Source organism: Oerskovia sp. NPDC060338 (genome assembly GCF_042726295.1).
In the GTDB taxonomy this organism is placed as follows: Bacteria; Actinomycetota; Actinomycetes; order Actinomycetales; family Cellulomonadaceae; genus Oerskovia; species Oerskovia merdavium.
In genome coordinates this window covers 175,033-190,583 of record NZ_JBHXCQ010000009.1, presented here as the reverse complement: position 1 = coordinate 190,583, position 15,551 = coordinate 175,033, and the positions used below count along the sequence as shown (strand labels likewise).

Sequence of the window (15,551 nt, the reverse complement as noted above, 5' to 3'; positions counted from 1 at the left end):
CGGGAGCACCATGGAGGCATGAGGGCCATCTGGAAGGGTGCCATCACGTTCGGTCTCGTCAACGTGCCGATCAAGGTCTACTCGGCCACCGAGGACCACGACGTGCCGCTGCACCAGGTGCACGACAAGGACGGCGGCCGGATCCGTTACCAGCGCCGGTGCGAGGTCTGCGGCGAGGTCGTGGCGTACGAGCACATCGACAAGGCGTACGACGACGGCGAGCGCACGGTCGTGCTCACGGCCGAGGACCTGGGGTCGCTGCCCGCCGAGCGCAGCCGTGAGGTCGAGGTCGTGGAGTTCGTGCCCACCGACCAGATCGACCCCATGCTCCTGGACCGCAGCTACTACCTCGAGCCCGACTCCTCCTCGAACAAGGCCTACGTGCTGCTGCGCCGCACGCTCGAGGAGACCGACCGCACCGCGATCGTGAAGTTCGCGCTGCGCCAGCGCACGCGGCTCGCGGCGCTGCGCGTGCGCGACGACGTGCTCGTGCTGCAGACGCTGCTGTGGGCCGACGAGGTGCGCGAGGCCGCGTTCCCGACGCTCGACGAGCCGGCGAAGGTCAGCGCGAAGGAGCTCGCGATGTCGTCGCAGCTCGTCGAGTCCTTCGCGGCCGACTTCACGCCCGAGGAGTACCAGGACGACTACCAGGCCCAGCTCCGTCAGCTCATCGAGGCCAAGATCGCGGCAGGCGACACGTTCAGCACCGAAGAGACCTTCGGCGAGCAGGAGGAGAAGGGCGGCGAGGGCGCCGAGGTCATCGACCTCATGGAGGCGCTCCGCCGCAGCGTCGAGAGCTCGCGCGGCAAGAGGTCGGGCGACGCGAAGGGCGAGAAGCCCGCGAAGGAGGCTGCGCCGTCGGGCACCACGAGGAAGAAGAGCGAGCGCCCGACGGCGTCACGCGCCTCGGACGACCAGGCCGCCTCGAGCACGGCTCCCGCCTCGACGAAGGAGCCCGCGAAGAAGAAGACGACGCGCAAGAAGGCCTCGGCGTGACGTGCCGCGGCGTGCCAGGCTGACGCCATGACCCACGACCAGCCCGAGAACCCCGACCTGTCCCGCCTCGTCGCCGAGGCCGAGCAGCACGAGCGCGACCTCGTCCTCGCGCGCTTCACGCACGACGACGCGTGGCGGCTCGGCTGCCTGCTCGTCGAGCTCGCCGCGGAGCGGACGCTGCCGATCACGATCGACGTGCGCCGCGGACCGCAGCAGGTCTTCCACGCCGCGACCGAGGGCACCACGCCCGACAACGACACCTGGGTCCAGCGCAAGGTGCGCGTGGTCGAGCGGTTCGGTGCGTCGTCGTACCTCATGGGCCTGCGCGCCAAGGCCAGGGGCACGACGTTCACGGCGCAGCACGAGCTGCCGCTCCAGGAGTACGCGGCCCACGGCGGGGCGTTCCCGCTGCGGGTCGAGGGGGTCGGGGTGATCGGCGTCGTGACCGTGTCCGGCCTGGCCCAGCGCGACGACCACCTGCTCGTGGTCGAGGCGCTGGGGACGTTCCTGCGGACCGCCGCCTGACGTGCCCGACGCGCCGCCGCGCCTGACCGGGGTGCGCCGACCGATGAGTTCGCCGGTCCCGGCCGGTCGGACCTGAAGAGTGCGACGCACCGCGCGCCGCGCGGGAGGAGGAGAGCGATGAGACCGATCGTCCCGAGCCTGTGGTTCAACGGAGGACTCGAGGAGGCCGTGGCCTTCTACACCTCGGTGTTCCCCGACAGCACCGTCGGCGACTCTCTGAAGATGCCCGACGGCACCCTGGTCACCATCGACTTCACGTTGCAGGGCCAGCCCTTCAACCTCATCAACGGCGGCCCCGACCACCTGTTCCCGTTCAGCGAGGCCGTGTCGTTCATCGTGCGCTGCGAGGACGAGGCGGAGGTCGACCACTACTGGGACGCCCTGCTCTCGGGCGGCGGCACCGAGTCGCAGTGCGGCTGGCTCAAGGACCGCTACGGGTTGTCGTGGCAGGTCGTGCCCGTCGAGTTCGAGGAGCTCGCGCAGTCCGACGACCAGGAGGCCGTGGCGCGGATGATGGGCGTCATGATGCAGATGATCAAGCTCGAGATGCCTGCGCTGCGGGCCGCGTTCGCGGGGGAGGATGTTCCGGGAGCCTGAGGCAGCCCTGCGCGAGGCCCGGAGGAGCGGAGTGCTGCTGTGCGATCGACCGACCTCCCGAGGACGTTCCTCGGGAAGAAGAGGTTCCTTGCGTCGTTCGACGCGTTCTTCGAGCAGGGACTCCTGGTGGTCGCCGAGGACGGGAGCAGGGCCGTCCACGAGACGTTCGACCCCACGGCTGGGCCCGTTCACCACGACGGTGACTCGCTCTACGTCGTCGTCCAGAGCGCCGTCGACGGCCCGGTGACGGTCGTCGTCTTCGATGCGAAGGCGCCGCGGCAGCTGGTCGCCGACCTGAGCCTGGTGTTCGACGGCCGGTTCGAGGGCGGACGCGGAAGGATCGTCCTCGAGGCCACGGACGATTCGCTGCGGGTCGTCGTCGCGGCGGAGGAGGACGACTCGCCACGCGTCCGGGTCTACCTCGACGACCTCCTGCGGGCGACGTCCGTCGTCGTGGTCCTCTCCTAGCGGAGTCGCCCGGTGAACGGGCTCGGCCCTCGTCCCCACCGGCATGGGGACGAGGGCCGAGGTCTGTGGTGCGGGTGCGGTGCCAGGCAGGGCGCCGCACCCCGAGGTGGATCGGTCGCGGGTCAGCCGCCGATCAGCACGTCGTCGCGTCGTACGAGGCGACGAGCGTGGACGTCGCGCCCCCGGCCGTGACGTCGAACGAGACCTGCCCGGTGGCCACCGAGGCAGAGCGTGTCGCGAACCGCTGCGACGCGCTGCGCCCGGCCTCCACCCCCGCGAACGACTTGGAGCCGGCGCTCGTACGGATCGTGACGTCGACCGCCTCGTCCCCGGCGTTGACGGCACGGCCCGTGAGCTGGACCTTGCCCGCCACGCACTGGGCGCTCGCGGTGACGTCGATCGCCACCGGCGAGACGGGGGTCGTGGGCACCTCGTAGGGGGCCACGTCGACCCGTCCGGTCACGGCGAGGCCGCCGTTCGCGGCGTCCACCGTGACGGTCCGGCCCGCGAGCGAGCCCGCCGCGACGTCGGCCGCGGTGAGCGTGCGGCGCACCGTGCCGCACGACGCCTCGGCGCCCGCCGCGAGCTCGGGCAGGGTGCACAGGCCCGCCGACCCGACCCCCGTCAGCCGCACGTTGCCGGTGTTGCGCACCGTGACCTGGTTGACCACGACGTCGCCCGCGTTCACCGAGCCGTTCCCGTCGGTGTCCTCGACCGTGGGCTCGCCCGCCGTGACGGCGAGCGAGGGGCGACGGTCGACCAGGTCGACGGGCTCGCCCGTGAGCGCGACCGAGGACGCCTGGTCGGCGTTCATGTACCAGCGGGTCTCGGGGACGAAGAAGCCGTCCGCGAGGTCGCCGGCCGTCACGACGCGGTACGCGAGCGCGCACAGGTAGGTTCCGCCCGCGGGCAGGCTGCTCCAGTTGCAGCCCGGTGACAGGTTCGTCAGGTTGCCCGTCGCGGTCGAGCGGTAGGCCGTGGTCCCGGTGTTGTAGACGCGGAACGAGTAGGGGACGCGCTCGCCGACCGTGTACGGCTGGGCCGCCACGTCACGGTCGGTCGTGTACTTCCCGAACACCGCGAGCGAGGTCACGGCTCCCCCCGAGGGGCCGCCGGTCACGCTCACGTAGCCGTACGCGCGGGCCTGCGTGCCGTCGGCCGCGGTCAGGACGCTCTGGACGCGGACGGGGTTGGCGGCCGTGGTCGCCGCAGCGGTCGCGGACGCCGTGAGCGCGACCTGGACCGTGACCGTCTCGCCGACCGCGAGCGCCGGGACGTCGACCGTGGTCGCGCTCCAGCCCACGGGGGCGTCGATCGTCAGGCGCGAGGCGCCGAGCGGCGCCTGGTTCTGGTTGGTGACCTCGACGGGGACCTGCACCGTGGCGCCCGTCGCGACGGTCGTGTCCGGCACGACGGTCGAGGCGCACGTGGCGTTGAGCCACTCCTGGTCGAAGCTCGCGAACGAGATGGCGTTCATGCCCTGCGTCTCGTACAGGAGACCGAACCGCCCGTCGCCGAGGGGCGAGAGCGTCGAGTAGGCGCCCGAGCCGGGGTTGACGACCCGGAAGCCGGGCCAGGTCGCGCCGTCGTCGCACGAGAGGCGCACGGTCACGTTCTCGCGGCCCGTGGTGCTGTTGGAGTTGCTGAACAGCAGCATCTTCGCCTCGGCCGAGCCCTCGGGGGCGTCGGGGTACAGGCGCGAGATCGACCCGTTGTTGGTCGGGTCGGGGAGCTGGCGGTCCAGGGTCACGGGGCCGTAGGTGTGCCCGCCGTCGCTCGAGAACGCGATCTTGCGGTACTTGCTGCCCGCGGAGTCGCGCGAGTTCATCATGACGCGACCGTCGGAGAGCTCGACCGACTTGTTCTCGTCCATGCCCGTGCCGAACGCCTCGCCGTGCGCCCACGTGGCGCCGTGGTCGTCGGAGTAGACGCTGTAGGCCTTGTAGGTCCCGCCCGTGCGGGCCGTGAACTGCTGGACCAGGCGTCCGGCGTGCTCGCCGTAGCGCAGCTGGATGCCCTCGCCCGAGGCCGCGAAGATGCCGGCCCACGACGGGTCCTTGGCGCCCTCGGTGATGACGCGGCCCTCCCACGTCTCGCCCCCGTCCTCGGAGACGCTGACCGCGGCGTGCAGGATCTGGCGGTTGGTCGGGTCGATGCCCGTGGCCGACCCGCCGAAGCCCTGGTCGAACGACTTCACGTGGAAGTTGAAGATCGTGCCGGTCTCGCGGTCCACGACGTAGCTGGGGTCCGAGAACCCGTACTTGTCGGGGGACGAGTTCGTCCCGTACCCCGCGGCCACGACGGTCGTGGCCTCCCAGGTGGCGCCGCCGTCACGGCTCACGCGCTGCAGGATCGAGTTGGGCTGCGGGGCGTCGCCCGCGTTGAACGGGCGCCCGTCGTACGAGGCGAGGATCGTGCCGTCGTTCGTCGTGGTCAGCGCGGGGATGCGGTAGTTCGCGTAGCCGCCCGTGCCGCCGACCGCGAGGGTCTGCTCGGAGAACGTCCCGGGCCCGTCGGTCGCGGCGGGCGGGAAGGGGTCGAACGCCTGGGCGCTCGCGGCGGGGGCCACGAGGAGCAGGGACAGCCCGGCCGCGAGGGCCGCGCGCGACCCGCGGCGGCGTGCGCACGCCGGTGACCGCGGGTCGGGTGGGGTCGCTGGGGTGGATGGGTGCAGTGGCATCAGATACTCCTGGCTTCGTCGGGTCAGAGCTCTTGGTGCACGGTGCGGTCCTGCGGGTGCTGTGCCCGCCCCGGGGCGCGGGGTGTGCACGGCGCGGACCTCCGCCTCGGCACCGAGTCGGGTGCGGGGGTCCGGTCTGTGGGTGCTCCTGGTGCGAGGTGCCCGACGGCGGAGCGTGCGTCGGGCGGAGGGGTGCGGGACCGCCGTGGTCGTCGCGACCCGTGGTGCTGGTCACGGTGTCCGGGGTGTCGGCGTCGGTGCGGACGACCCCGGACGGGTGGGGCTCGGGTGGGTGGGGTGGGCCGTCAGTGCGTCAGCGCGTCGACGAACCACCCCGTGATGCTCGTGGGGTGCGTGATCGCGGTCCCGACCACGACGGCCCAGGCCCCCGCGTCGAGCGCGGCGCGCGCCTGGGCGGGCGAGTGGACGCGTCCTTCGGCGATGACGGGCAGGTCGAGGCGCTCGACGAGCTCGGCGAGCAGCTCGAGGTCCGGACCGTCGGTGCGGGGACGTTCGCCCGTGTACCCCGACAGCGTGGTGCCGACCACGTCGACCCCGGCGTCGAAGGCGGCGAGCGCGTCGTCGAGGCTGCCGCAGTCGGCCATGACGAGCGCGGACGTGTGCTCGCGCAGCCCGGCGACCGTGCCCGCGAGGCTCAGGCGGTCGGGCCGCGGGCGGCGGGTCCCGTCGATCGCGACGATCGTCGCACCGGCCTCGGCGACCGCGACCGCGTGGCGCAGCGTCGGGGTGATGAAGACGCCGTCGGACCCGTCCTTCCACAGCCCCGTGACGGGCACGGTGATCTTGCGCTCCGCGAACGCCCGCGTGACGTGCTCGATGTCCGCGACGCCCTGGACGCGGATGCCCGCCGCACCGCCCTCGACCGCGGCGAGCGCGACCTGGGTCATGGTGCGCGGGTCGCGCATGGCCTCGCCGGGGTAGGCCTGGCACGAGACGACCAGACCACCACGCAGAGCGATCAGGGGGTCCTGCGCGGGGGCGCTGGGCGGCGTCGGCGGGCTGTCGGTCACGGGTTCCTCCGGGGAGCCGAGGGGGCGGACGGGAGAGCGGTGACGAGGTCGAGGCCGACCTCGAGGTCCTGCGGGAGGGACGTAGCGGCACCACGGGTGTCGCTGTGCGCGGCGAGCGCGAGCCGGGCGGCACCGAGGACCGCGGCGTCCCCGCCGAGCACGGCCGGGACCACGGGCAGGCCCGCGAGCGGCGGCATGAGCTCGGTGGCGAGCGCGGCGTTCATGGTGTCCCACCAGAGCGCCCCGGCCCCGGCGAGCCCGCCGCTGACCACGACGACCTCCGGGTCGAGCATGTTCGCGACGCCACCGACCGTGCGGCCCAGGGCTGTCGCCGCGACGACGACCGCGTGCCGCGCGACCGTGTCGTCGCCGGCGACCTCGCACACCGCGCGGGCCGTCGTGTGCGCCGGGTCGCCGCCCAGGCGCAGGTAGAGCGCGTGCAGCGCCGGGCCGGACCCGACGGCCTCGAGGTGGCCCGTGCGCGAGCACGTGCACGGGAGCCCCGCGGCCTCGGCCACGGGAAGGTGCCCGAGGTGGCCCGCGACGTGCCGGGCGCCGTGCTGGGGCGAGCCGTCGAGCAGGAGCGTCGCGCCGACCCCGGTACCGGCGGCGACCACCAGCGCGGTGCGCGTCCCCGCGCACGCGCCGAGCCAGTGCTCGCCCAGCGCGTGGGCGTGCACGTCGTTGTCCGCGAGCACGGGCAGGCGCGCGGCGGGACTGCCCGTGGCCGCGAGCCGAGCCGAGATCCCGCCCGTGAGGTCGGTCCCGGCCCAGCCCGTGAGGGCGTCGGTCGCGGAGACCACGGTCCCGCGGCCCGAGTCGATCACCCCGGCCGAGCCGATGCCGACCCCGACCAGGACGTCGGGCGACCCGGGTGCGTCGACGCCGTCGGGCAGAACGAGCCCGACCAGGCGCGCGACCGCGTCGAGGATCGCGGCCGCCCCCTCCCGGGCCGGGGTGGGGACCCCGGCCCGGGCGAGGACCGTGCCGTCGTCGCGCACGAGCCCGGCGGCGATCTTGGTACCGCCCAGGTCGATCCCGACGGCGGTGCGGTGGCTGATCGGGGAGCGCGTCACAGCAGCCCGGCCTCCGCGAGGATCACCTTGATCTGGTCCACGACCTCGCCCTCCAGGGCGGGGGCGGGGGTCGTCATGACGTTGGACTCGATCAGGCCGAGGAGCTGGAGCGAGGTCTTGAACGCGCCCAGGCCGCTCGCGCCGCCGCTGTACCCGCGGGGCTGGAAGACGATCTCGAAGAGGGCCGCGAGGCGGTCCTGCTCGTCGCGCGCCGCGGCCCAGTCGCCGGCCTGCGCCGCGTCCCACAGGCGCACGTAGCCGGCCGGGTCGACGTTGCCGAGGCCGGGGACCACGCCGTCGGCGCCGAGCAGGAGCATGCCGTCGACCACGACCTCGTGGCCCGTGAACAGGCGCAGGGGGCTGCCCGCCGCACGGTTGGCCGCCACCAGGCGACGGAAGCCGACGTCGTCGCCGCTCGAGTCCTTGACGCCTGCGATGACGCCCTCGGTGCCCAGGCGCACCAGCATGCCCAGGTCGAGCTTCGAGTGCACGCACACCGGGACGTCGTACGCGAACAACGGCAGGTCGCTCGCCGCGGCCACGCCGCGGAAGTGACGCTCGATCTCTTCGTCGTTCGTGCGGATGTACAGGGGGGCGGTCGCGACGACCGCGTCGACGCCCGCGTCGACCGCGCGACGGACCTGGTCCGCGACGCGGTGCGTCGTCAGGTCGATCACGCCCGCCATGACGGGGACGCGGCCGGCCGTGATCTCGACGGCGGCCTCCATGACCTGGGTGCGGCGCGCGTCGTCGAGGTAGGCGACCTCACCCGACGAGCCGAGCACGAACAGGCCGTGCACGCCCGCGTCGAGCTGGCTGGTGATGACGCGCTCGAAGGACGCGCGGTCGAGCTCGCCGTCCGCCGTGAGGGGCGTGACGACCGGAGGGATGACGCCGGCGAAGGTGGGCGTGGTCGAGGTGGGCACAGCAGACTCCAAGGATGGTGCGGTGGTGCCGGGCGGGACGACCGCCCGGCACCGGGTGGATGTGGGGGGGACCGTCAGAGCAGGGTCGGCGCAGCGCCGAGCAGGGTCCGGGTGTAGTCGTTCGTCGGGCGGTCGAAGACCTCCTCCGCCGTGCCCTCCTCGACGACCTTGCCGAAGTACATGACCGCGATGCGGTCCGAGACGTACCTGACGGTCTGGATGTCGTGCGAGATGAACACGAGCCCGAGGTTCAGGCGCGCCTTGAGGTCGGTCAGCAGGTTGAGCACCTGTGCGCGCACCGAGACGTCGAGCGCCGAGGTGGGCTCGTCCGCGACGATCACGTCGGGCTCGAGCGCCAGGGCGCGGGCGATCGCCACGCGCTGGCGCTGGCCGCCCGAGACCTGGCTCGGCAGCACGTCGAGCGCGGACTGGGGCAGACCCACGAGGTCGAGCAGCTCCGACACGCGCTTCTCGCGGTCGCGCGGCGACCCGATCCCGTGCACGTCGAGCGGGTCGCGCAGGATGTCGCGGACCAGCATGCGGCCGTTGAGGGCCGTCGACGGGTCCTGGAACACGATCGAGATCGCGCGCCCGAACTCCTTGCGGGTCCTGGCGTTGCGCTTGAGGACGCTCCGGCCGTTGAAGACCACGTCGCCGCTCGTGGGCGCCTGGAGGCCCACCATGACCTTCGCGAGCGTCGACTTGCCGCAGCCCGACTCACCCACGATCCCGATGGTCTCGCCGCGCCGCACGGCCATGTCCACCCCCGCGACCGCGTGGACGCGGTCCGGACGGAAGAGCCTGCCGGTGCGGGCCTTGTGCACCACATGCACGTCCTTCAGCTCGAGCACGGGCGTGTCGTCGCTCATCGGGCACCTTCCTGGACGAGGAGACCGCTGTCGGTCGACTCCGTGTGGCTCGCATAGCGGTGGTCGGTCCCCGGCAGCGTGCGCAGCGGGGGGCGGGGCACGAACGCGTCCTGCGGTCGCGAGGACCGGGGCGCGAAGCGGTCGCCCGTCGCGAAGTCGCGCGGGGAGGGGACCGTGCCGGGGATCTGGTGCAGGCGCTCCGCGCCCGACTCGATCGACAGGACCGCCCCGAGCAGACCTCGCGTGTACTCGTGCTGCGGGTGCATGAGCAGGCTCGGCACGGGGGCCGACTCGACCACCTGGCCCGCGTACATGACCGTCACGCGGTGCGCGAGCGAGGCGACGAGCGCCAGGTCGTGGCTCACGAAGACCATCGCGAACCCGAGCTCGTCACGCAGCTCGTTGAGCAGGTCCACGACCTGCTTCTGGACCGTGACGTCGAGGGCCGTGGTCGGCTCGTCGGCCACGACCAGGCGAGGGTCGCGGGTCAGGGCCATCGCGATGAGCACGCGCTGACGCTGGCCGCCCGAGAGCTCGTGCGGGTAGCTCTTGAGCGTGCGCTGGGCGTCGAGGCCCACGAGCTCGAGGAGCTCGACCGCGGTGCGCGTCCCGCCGCGCTTGACGAGCTGGGCCATCTGCGTGCGGATGAGCATCGACGGGTTGAGCGAGCTGAGCGCGTCCTGGTAGACCATCGCCATCTCGTGGCCGCGCAGCGCGTTGCGGCGGGCCGGGGTCGCCGTGAGCAGGTCCACGCCGTCGAGCAGGATCTCTCCCGTGACCTGCGCGGACGAGGGCAGCAGGCCCATGACCGCGAGGCTCGTGAGCGACTTGCCGCAGCCGGACTCGCCCACGAGCGCCATGGTCTCGCCGGGGCGCACCGAGAAGCTGATGTCGTCCACGACCGCCACGTCGCCGTGCCGCTCCGGGAAGCGGATCGAGAGGTTCTTGACCTCGAGCAGGGGAGCGGCGTCGCCCGTGTAGACCAGGCGGTCGGTGCGGTCCTGCTCGGCGACGCGCAGGCGCTCGAGCTGGACCGCGAGTGCCTCGCGCTGCGCGGCGGCCGCGGCGACCGCGATCTCCGGGTCGGGGACGACCGAGGTGTCCGCGACGAGCTCGTCGAGCACGCGAGGCTCGCGCAGGTCGGCCGCGCCCGAGTACTCGAGGGGAGCGTCGGCGTCGGGCTCCGTGAGCGGGTCCGTGGCGTGCGCGGCGTCCTCCGCCGACGCGGCGGCCGCGCGGGCCTCGGCCGGCTTGCGGGCCGCGGGGCGGACCATCGCGTCCGTCAGGCCCTCGGACAGGACGTTGAGCGAGAGGACCGTCAGGAGGATCGCCATGCCCGGGAAGAACGTCGCCCACCAGCCGCCGTTGAGCAGCAGGTTGCGGCCGTAGGCGATCACGTTGCCCCACGACGGCTCGGGGTCCTGCACGCCCGCGCCGATGAACGACAGGCTCGCCTCGAACACGATGGCGTCGGCGACCAGCACGGTCGCGAAGACCATGATCGGGGCGATGCAGTTGCGGGCCACGTGCTTCATCAGGATCAGCGAGGTGCGTGCGCCGATGACCTTCTCGGCCGACACGTAGTCCTCGCCGAACTGGCTCAGGACGTTGGCCCGGACGATGCGGGCGATCTGCGGGGTGTAGAGGAACGCGATCGTGAAGATGAGGACCGGCAGGGACTTGCCCCACACGGCCACGAAGACCACGGCCAGGGCGATGCCGGGGAAGGCCATGATGATGTCGAGGATGCGCATCAGGGTCTCGCTCACGGCCTTGTGGGCCGTCGCGGCGATCGAGCCGAGGATCGCGCCGGCCACGAGGGCCACCGCAGTGGCCCCCAGGCCGATCACGAGCGAGTAGCGAGCGCCGTAGACGATGCGCGAGAAGATGTCGCGGCCCGTGCGGTCCGTGCCGAACCAGTGCTCGCCCGAGGGCGGCTGGGCCGGGGTGCCCGACTGCAGCGGGTCGTAGGCCGCCACGAGCGGCGCGAAGATCGCGAGCAGCGCGACCAGGAGCACGAACGCCAGGGCGATCTTGGAGCCCAGGGGGAGAGCGGCGAGGCGCAGACCCGGGCGGGACAGACGTTCTGTCAGCTTCCGACGCATGTCACACCGTCCGGATTCGAGGGTTGACGACGAGATAGAGGAGGTCGACCAGGATGTTGACGACCACGAAGGTCAGGGCGACGGTCAGCGTCACTCCCTGCACCAGGGCGGTGTCGCTCGCGGTGACCCCGTTGAGGATGAGCTTGCCCATCCCGGGCAGGTCGAAGATGACCTCGATGATGACCGCGCCGCCCATGAGGTAGCCGACGCGCAGGCCGAGGACCGTGATGGGCGTGATGAGCGCGTTGCGCAGGACGTTGCGTCCCACCACGACGCCGCGCGGCAGGCCCGAGCCGATCGCGGTGCGCACGTAGTCGCGGTCGAGCTCCTCGACCATCGCGGTACGGACGACGCGTGTCAGCGACGCCGCGACGGGGATGGCGAGCGAGAGCGCGGGCAGGAACATCGAGGCGAGGAACATCCCGAAGTCGTCCGCGGGGTTCGTGTAGCCGCCCGAGGGGAACCAGTCGAGCCGCAGCGAGAACTGCTGGATGAGGAGGATCGCGAGCCAGAACGACGGCGTCGCGACGCCCGCGATCGACAGGACGCGGATGACCTGGTCGGGCCAGCGGTCGCAGTAGAGCGCGGCGCTCACACCGAGCACCAGGGCGAGCACGACGGCGATCGCCAGGCCCATGAAGGTCAGCTGGAGCGTGAGCGGGAACGCGTTGGAGATGAGCTCGCTCACGGGCTGGGAGGGCGGCACGGTCATGCCCATGTCGCCACGCACGAGGCCGGCCAGGAAGTTGCCGTACTGCACGAGCATCGGGTCGTTGAGCCCGTTGGTGGCGCGGTAGGCCTCCTTGGCGGCGTCCGTGGCGGACTCGCCGAGGGCGTTGGTCGCCTGGTCGCTGGGCGCGAACTGCATGACGACGAAGACGAGCAGGGTGATGCCCAGGATCATGACGGGCAGGGCGAGCAGGCGTCGTCCGGTCAGTCGTAGGAGCGCGGTCACGCGGTACTCCTCGGGGTCGGGGTGGGTGACGGCGGCGCAGGGAGGGGCGCCGCCGTCACCCGGAACACGGGGACGTCAGGCGGTGCGGGAGACGTCCAGGAAGGACAGACCCGTGACGGGGATGGGCTTGAACCCGTCGAGCGCGGAGTCCTCCCAGGCCGTGGGGAGCTTGCGGTGCAGCAGCGGGTAGAGCGGGACCTCGTCCGAGAGGATGTCGTAGATCTCGCCCCAGGTCTTCTTCTGCTTGGTGGCGTCCTGCTCTGCGGCGCCCGCGTCGAGCAGACGCGTGACCTCGGCGAACTCGGGCGTGCTGGCCCAGCGGTAGCGCTTGACCGGCCACACCGAGCCCGAGTACCACCAGCGCAGGAGGAGGTCGGGGTCGTTGCCGAAGACCGACGGGTCGCCGGGGGCGACCATGACCTCGAGCTGGCCGTCGTCGACCTTCTTGTACTGGCCCCCGGACTGACCGATGTCGAGCGTCGTGGAGATCCCGACCGCGTCGAGGTCCTCCTTGATGAGCGGGGCGACGTCCTTGACCCAGCTCGTGTCGGTCGTCAGGAGCGTGATCGACAGGTCGCTCACGCCCGCGTCGGTCAGGAGCTTCTTGGCCTTGGCCGGGTCGTACGTGTAGACCGTGCCGGCCTCGACGTAGGACGGGTGCTCCTTGTGCAGGAAGCTCGTGGCCGCGGTCGCGTTGCCCAGCAGGCCCGTGCTGATGATCTTGTCCATGTCGAGCGCGTGGAAGAACGCCTGGCGCACGCGCTTGTCCGTGAACGGCGCCTTGGTGCAGTCGAACATCATGAACAGCAGGCCGAACGACTGGACCGACTCGACCGTGACGGCGTTGGAGAGGCGCTCGACGTCGAGGTAGGGCACGTCCTCGATCGACTGGACGCGACCCGACTCGACCGCGGTCACGCGGGCGGCGGCGTCCGAGAGCAGGTTCCAGGTCATGGCCTTGGCGAGGGCCGGGCGCGAACCGTTGTAGGCGTCGAAGCGCTCGAACGTGATCTTGTCGTCGACCGTGGCGCTCGTGAGCTTGTACGGGCCGGTGCCGACGGGCAGCGAGTCGTACGCCTTGGGGTCGGCCTCGACGATGGCCTTCGGGACGATCTTGACGACCGAGACGCGGTCGACGAACAGGCCGAACGGGTAGTTGAGCGTGAACGTGACCGTCTTGTCGTCCTTGGCCGTGACCGAGGCGAGGAAGGGCAGGAACTGGGAGTAGAGCGAGGCGTTCGCCGGGTCGAGGACGCGGTTGAAGCTGAAGACCACATCGTCGGTCGTGACGGGGGAGCCGTCGTGGAAGGTGGCCCCGTCGCGGAGCGTGACCTCCCAGGTGGTCTCGTCGATCTTCTTGGGCAGCTCCTTGCCGAGCGCGGCGTAGGGCGTGCGGGCTGCGGGGTCGAGCTCGACGAGTCCCTCGAGGACGTGCCAGTTGGCGGCCATGGTCACGGCGCCCGACGTCGTCATGGGGTCGAAGCCCGTAGACAGGGCGTACGAGATGCCCGCCTCGATCGTTCCGTCGAGGTTGGGCTTGGTCCCGCTGCCGGCGGGGGTGGTCTGCGGGTCGGCCGAGGTGGACGCGGGTCCGCCACAGGCGGCGACCGCGCTCGCCAGGACCGCTCCTGCGCCGATCACGCCGGCGAGCTTGAGGAAGCTGCGGCGAGAGGTGTCGGTCGCGTTCGTGCTATTCGCCATCGAGGTAGCCATGAACTCTCCAGATATAGGACGTCTGATGTCTGACGCTGGTAGGGTTGAACGGTAGAGGCAATTCCTGAGGAGGTCAAGGCGCATGACAGCTACCGATCCCGTGGATCATGGGGGATTCGCTCGACAGGGGGTTCGTCCCCCGACGACGACGGAGCAGATCAAGGAGTACATCCTGCGGGCCCACCTGCGGCCCGGTGACCTGCTGCCCACCGAGGCCGAGCTCTGCTCGCTGCTCGGTGTCAGCCGGTCGAACGTCCGCGAGGCGATCCGCACGCTCGCGGCGCTCGACATCGTCGAGGTGCGGCACGGGTACGGCACGTACGTGGGGCAGCTCTCGCTCAAGCCGCTCGTCGAGGGCCTCGTCTTCCGCGGGGTCCTGATCCCCGGTGACGACTTCTCGGCGCTGCGCGAGGTCGTCGAGGTCCGTCAGGCGCTCGACATCTCGATGGCCGAGCAGATCGTCACGGAGATGGCCGGCAGCCGGAACCCCGAGCTCGAGCGGCTCGTCGCCGAGATGGAGCGCAAGGCGCGGGCCGGCGAGGACTTCTTCGAGGAGGACCGCGCGTTCCACTCGCACCTGCTCGCCCACCTCGACAACTTCCTGGTGGCGCAGCTCGGCACCGCGTTCTGGGACGTGCACCAGGTCGTCTCTCCCAAGCTCGGACTGCCGGCCCCCGACCAGATCGACCTCACCGCCAAGGCGCACGGGGACATGCTCCGTGCGGCCGAGGCGGGGGACGCCGAGGCCTACCGCGACGCCGTCGTCGCGCACTACGCACCCCTCCGCGACGCGCTCACGCAGATGGCCTCGACCGTCGAGGAGAGCCGCGTGGCCGCGGCGACCGCGGCCGGTTCGCCCGAGCCCCAGGGTGCGCGCGGGGGTGTCGCGTGAGCGGCCCGTCGCTCGGTCGCGGCTCGCGGGTCGTGCTCGTCGGTGACTCGATCACCGACGCGGGACGCCTCGCCGAGGGGGAGTTCGGCCTGGGGCACGGGTATGCGGCCCGTGTCGCGGGCGTGTGCGGTCGTCGCGGCGTCACGGTGCTCAACCGGGGTGTCGGCGGCCACCGGGTGGTCGACCTCCAGGCCCGCTGGGACCAGGACGTCCTCGCCCTGGAGCCCGACCTCGTCTCGATCAAGATCGGCATCAACGACACGTGGCGCCGCTACGACGCGGGCGACGAGACCAGTGCCGAGGACTTCGAGACCGGGTACCGCGACCTGCTCGACCGCACGCTCGCCGGGGCGCCGCAGGCCTCGATCGTCCTGGTCGAGCCGTTCCTGGTGCCCGTGCGCACGGAGCAGTGGGGCTGGCGCGAGGACCTCGACCCGAAGATCCAGGTCGTGCGCCGGCTTGCGGCCGCCTACGGGCTGCCGCTCGTGGCGACCGACGGGCCCTTCGCCCAGGCGGTCGCGACGAGCGGGCTGGGCCCCGAGGCATGGGCGTACGACGGTGTCCACCCCACGCCCGCAGGCCACGACCTCCTCGCCGAGGCCTGGTTGAAAGTTGTACATCTGCGCTAGTACTTCCGTATCTCTTGCCTCCTTCGCCGAGGTGACTGATTCTTAGTGCGTGGTTCAAGGCTAAAACACGCACAACCAGTCATTAGGCA

The 15,551-nt window shown here is 71.8% G+C and carries 14 protein-coding genes; 6 read left to right on the top strand and 8 right to left on the bottom strand.

Annotated features, from left to right (window positions below):
- Positions 1-18 precede the first annotated feature (18 nt).
- The 4 genes from ACFWGN_RS12845 (at position 19) to ACFWGN_RS12830 (ending at position 2,586) form a co-directional block, all read left to right on the top strand.
- Positions 19-996: a Ku protein gene (locus ACFWGN_RS12845; RefSeq protein ID WP_377617259.1), complete on the top strand. Its 978-nt coding sequence runs from the start codon at positions 19-21 to the stop codon at positions 994-996.
- A 27-nt stretch (positions 997-1,023) separates the two neighbouring features.
- A complete protein-coding gene (locus ACFWGN_RS12840; RefSeq protein ID WP_191805464.1) occupies positions 1,024-1,521 on the top strand; it encodes a heme-degrading domain-containing protein in 498 nt (165 codons plus the stop codon).
- A 117-nt stretch (positions 1,522-1,638) separates the two neighbouring features.
- Positions 1,639-2,118, top strand: coding sequence for a VOC family protein (locus tag ACFWGN_RS12835; protein WP_191805463.1), 480 nt, complete (start codon positions 1,639-1,641; stop codon positions 2,116-2,118).
- 39 nt (positions 2,119-2,157) lie between these two features.
- Positions 2,158-2,586 (top strand): hypothetical protein, encoded by a 429-nt coding sequence (locus ACFWGN_RS12830; RefSeq protein ID WP_377617257.1) that lies wholly within the window; start codon positions 2,158-2,160, stop codon positions 2,584-2,586.
- A gap of 133 nt (positions 2,587-2,719) precedes the next feature.
- Here the strand turns inward: ACFWGN_RS12830 and ACFWGN_RS12825 are convergent, their stop codons facing one another.
- The 8 genes from ACFWGN_RS12825 to ACFWGN_RS12790 form a co-directional block, all read right to left on the bottom strand.
- Positions 2,720-5,266, bottom strand: a complete 2,547-nt coding sequence (locus ACFWGN_RS12825; RefSeq protein ID WP_377617255.1) for an exo-alpha-sialidase — start codon at positions 5,264-5,266, stop codon at positions 2,720-2,722.
- A 305-nt stretch (positions 5,267-5,571) separates the two neighbouring features.
- Positions 5,572-6,297 carry an N-acetylmannosamine-6-phosphate 2-epimerase gene (locus ACFWGN_RS12820; protein ID WP_377617254.1) on the bottom strand — a complete coding sequence of 242 codons (726 nt, stop codon included), beginning with the start codon at positions 6,295-6,297 and terminating at the stop codon, positions 5,572-5,574.
- Positions 6,294-7,373, bottom strand: coding sequence for an ROK family protein (locus ACFWGN_RS12815; protein ID WP_377617252.1), 1,080 nt, complete (start codon positions 7,371-7,373; stop codon positions 6,294-6,296). The genes ACFWGN_RS12820 and ACFWGN_RS12815 overlap by 4 nt, the downstream gene beginning before the upstream one ends.
- Positions 7,370-8,299, bottom strand: a complete 930-nt coding sequence (locus ACFWGN_RS12810; RefSeq protein WP_191805459.1) for a dihydrodipicolinate synthase family protein — start codon at positions 8,297-8,299, stop codon at positions 7,370-7,372. Before ACFWGN_RS12810 ends, ACFWGN_RS12815 begins: the two co-directional genes overlap by 4 nt.
- Before the next feature lie 74 nt (positions 8,300-8,373).
- On the bottom strand, positions 8,374-9,168 hold the full coding sequence (locus ACFWGN_RS12805) for an ATP-binding cassette domain-containing protein (RefSeq protein WP_377617250.1): 795 nt from the start codon (positions 9,166-9,168) through the stop codon (positions 8,374-8,376).
- The gene (locus tag ACFWGN_RS12800) at positions 9,165-11,273 is read right to left on the bottom strand and encodes a dipeptide/oligopeptide/nickel ABC transporter permease/ATP-binding protein (protein WP_377617249.1); all 2,109 of its coding nucleotides are present in this window, start codon (positions 11,271-11,273) and stop codon (positions 9,165-9,167) included. The genes ACFWGN_RS12805 and ACFWGN_RS12800 overlap by 4 nt, the downstream gene beginning before the upstream one ends.
- 1 nt (position 11,274) lies before the next feature.
- On the bottom strand, positions 11,275-12,228 hold the full coding sequence (locus tag ACFWGN_RS12795; RefSeq protein ID WP_377617248.1) for an ABC transporter permease: 954 nt from the start codon (positions 12,226-12,228) through the stop codon (positions 11,275-11,277).
- 75 nt (positions 12,229-12,303) lie between these two features.
- Complete coding sequence (locus ACFWGN_RS12790) at positions 12,304-13,929, bottom strand: ABC transporter substrate-binding protein (RefSeq protein WP_377617246.1); 1,626 nt, start codon at positions 13,927-13,929, stop codon at positions 12,304-12,306.
- 94 nt (positions 13,930-14,023) lie between these two features.
- On the opposite strand from ACFWGN_RS12790, the gene ACFWGN_RS12785 reads away from it, so the two are divergent.
- Both ACFWGN_RS12785 and ACFWGN_RS12780 read left to right on the top strand, forming a co-directional pair.
- Positions 14,024-14,833 carry a FadR/GntR family transcriptional regulator gene (locus tag ACFWGN_RS12785; RefSeq protein WP_191805455.1) on the top strand — a complete coding sequence of 270 codons (810 nt, stop codon included), beginning with the start codon at positions 14,024-14,026 and terminating at the stop codon, positions 14,831-14,833.
- Positions 14,830-15,462 (top strand): SGNH/GDSL hydrolase family protein, encoded by a 633-nt coding sequence (locus ACFWGN_RS12780; protein WP_377617244.1) that lies wholly within the window; start codon positions 14,830-14,832, stop codon positions 15,460-15,462. The genes ACFWGN_RS12785 and ACFWGN_RS12780 overlap by 4 nt, the downstream gene beginning before the upstream one ends.
- Positions 15,463-15,551: the final 89 nt, after the last annotated feature.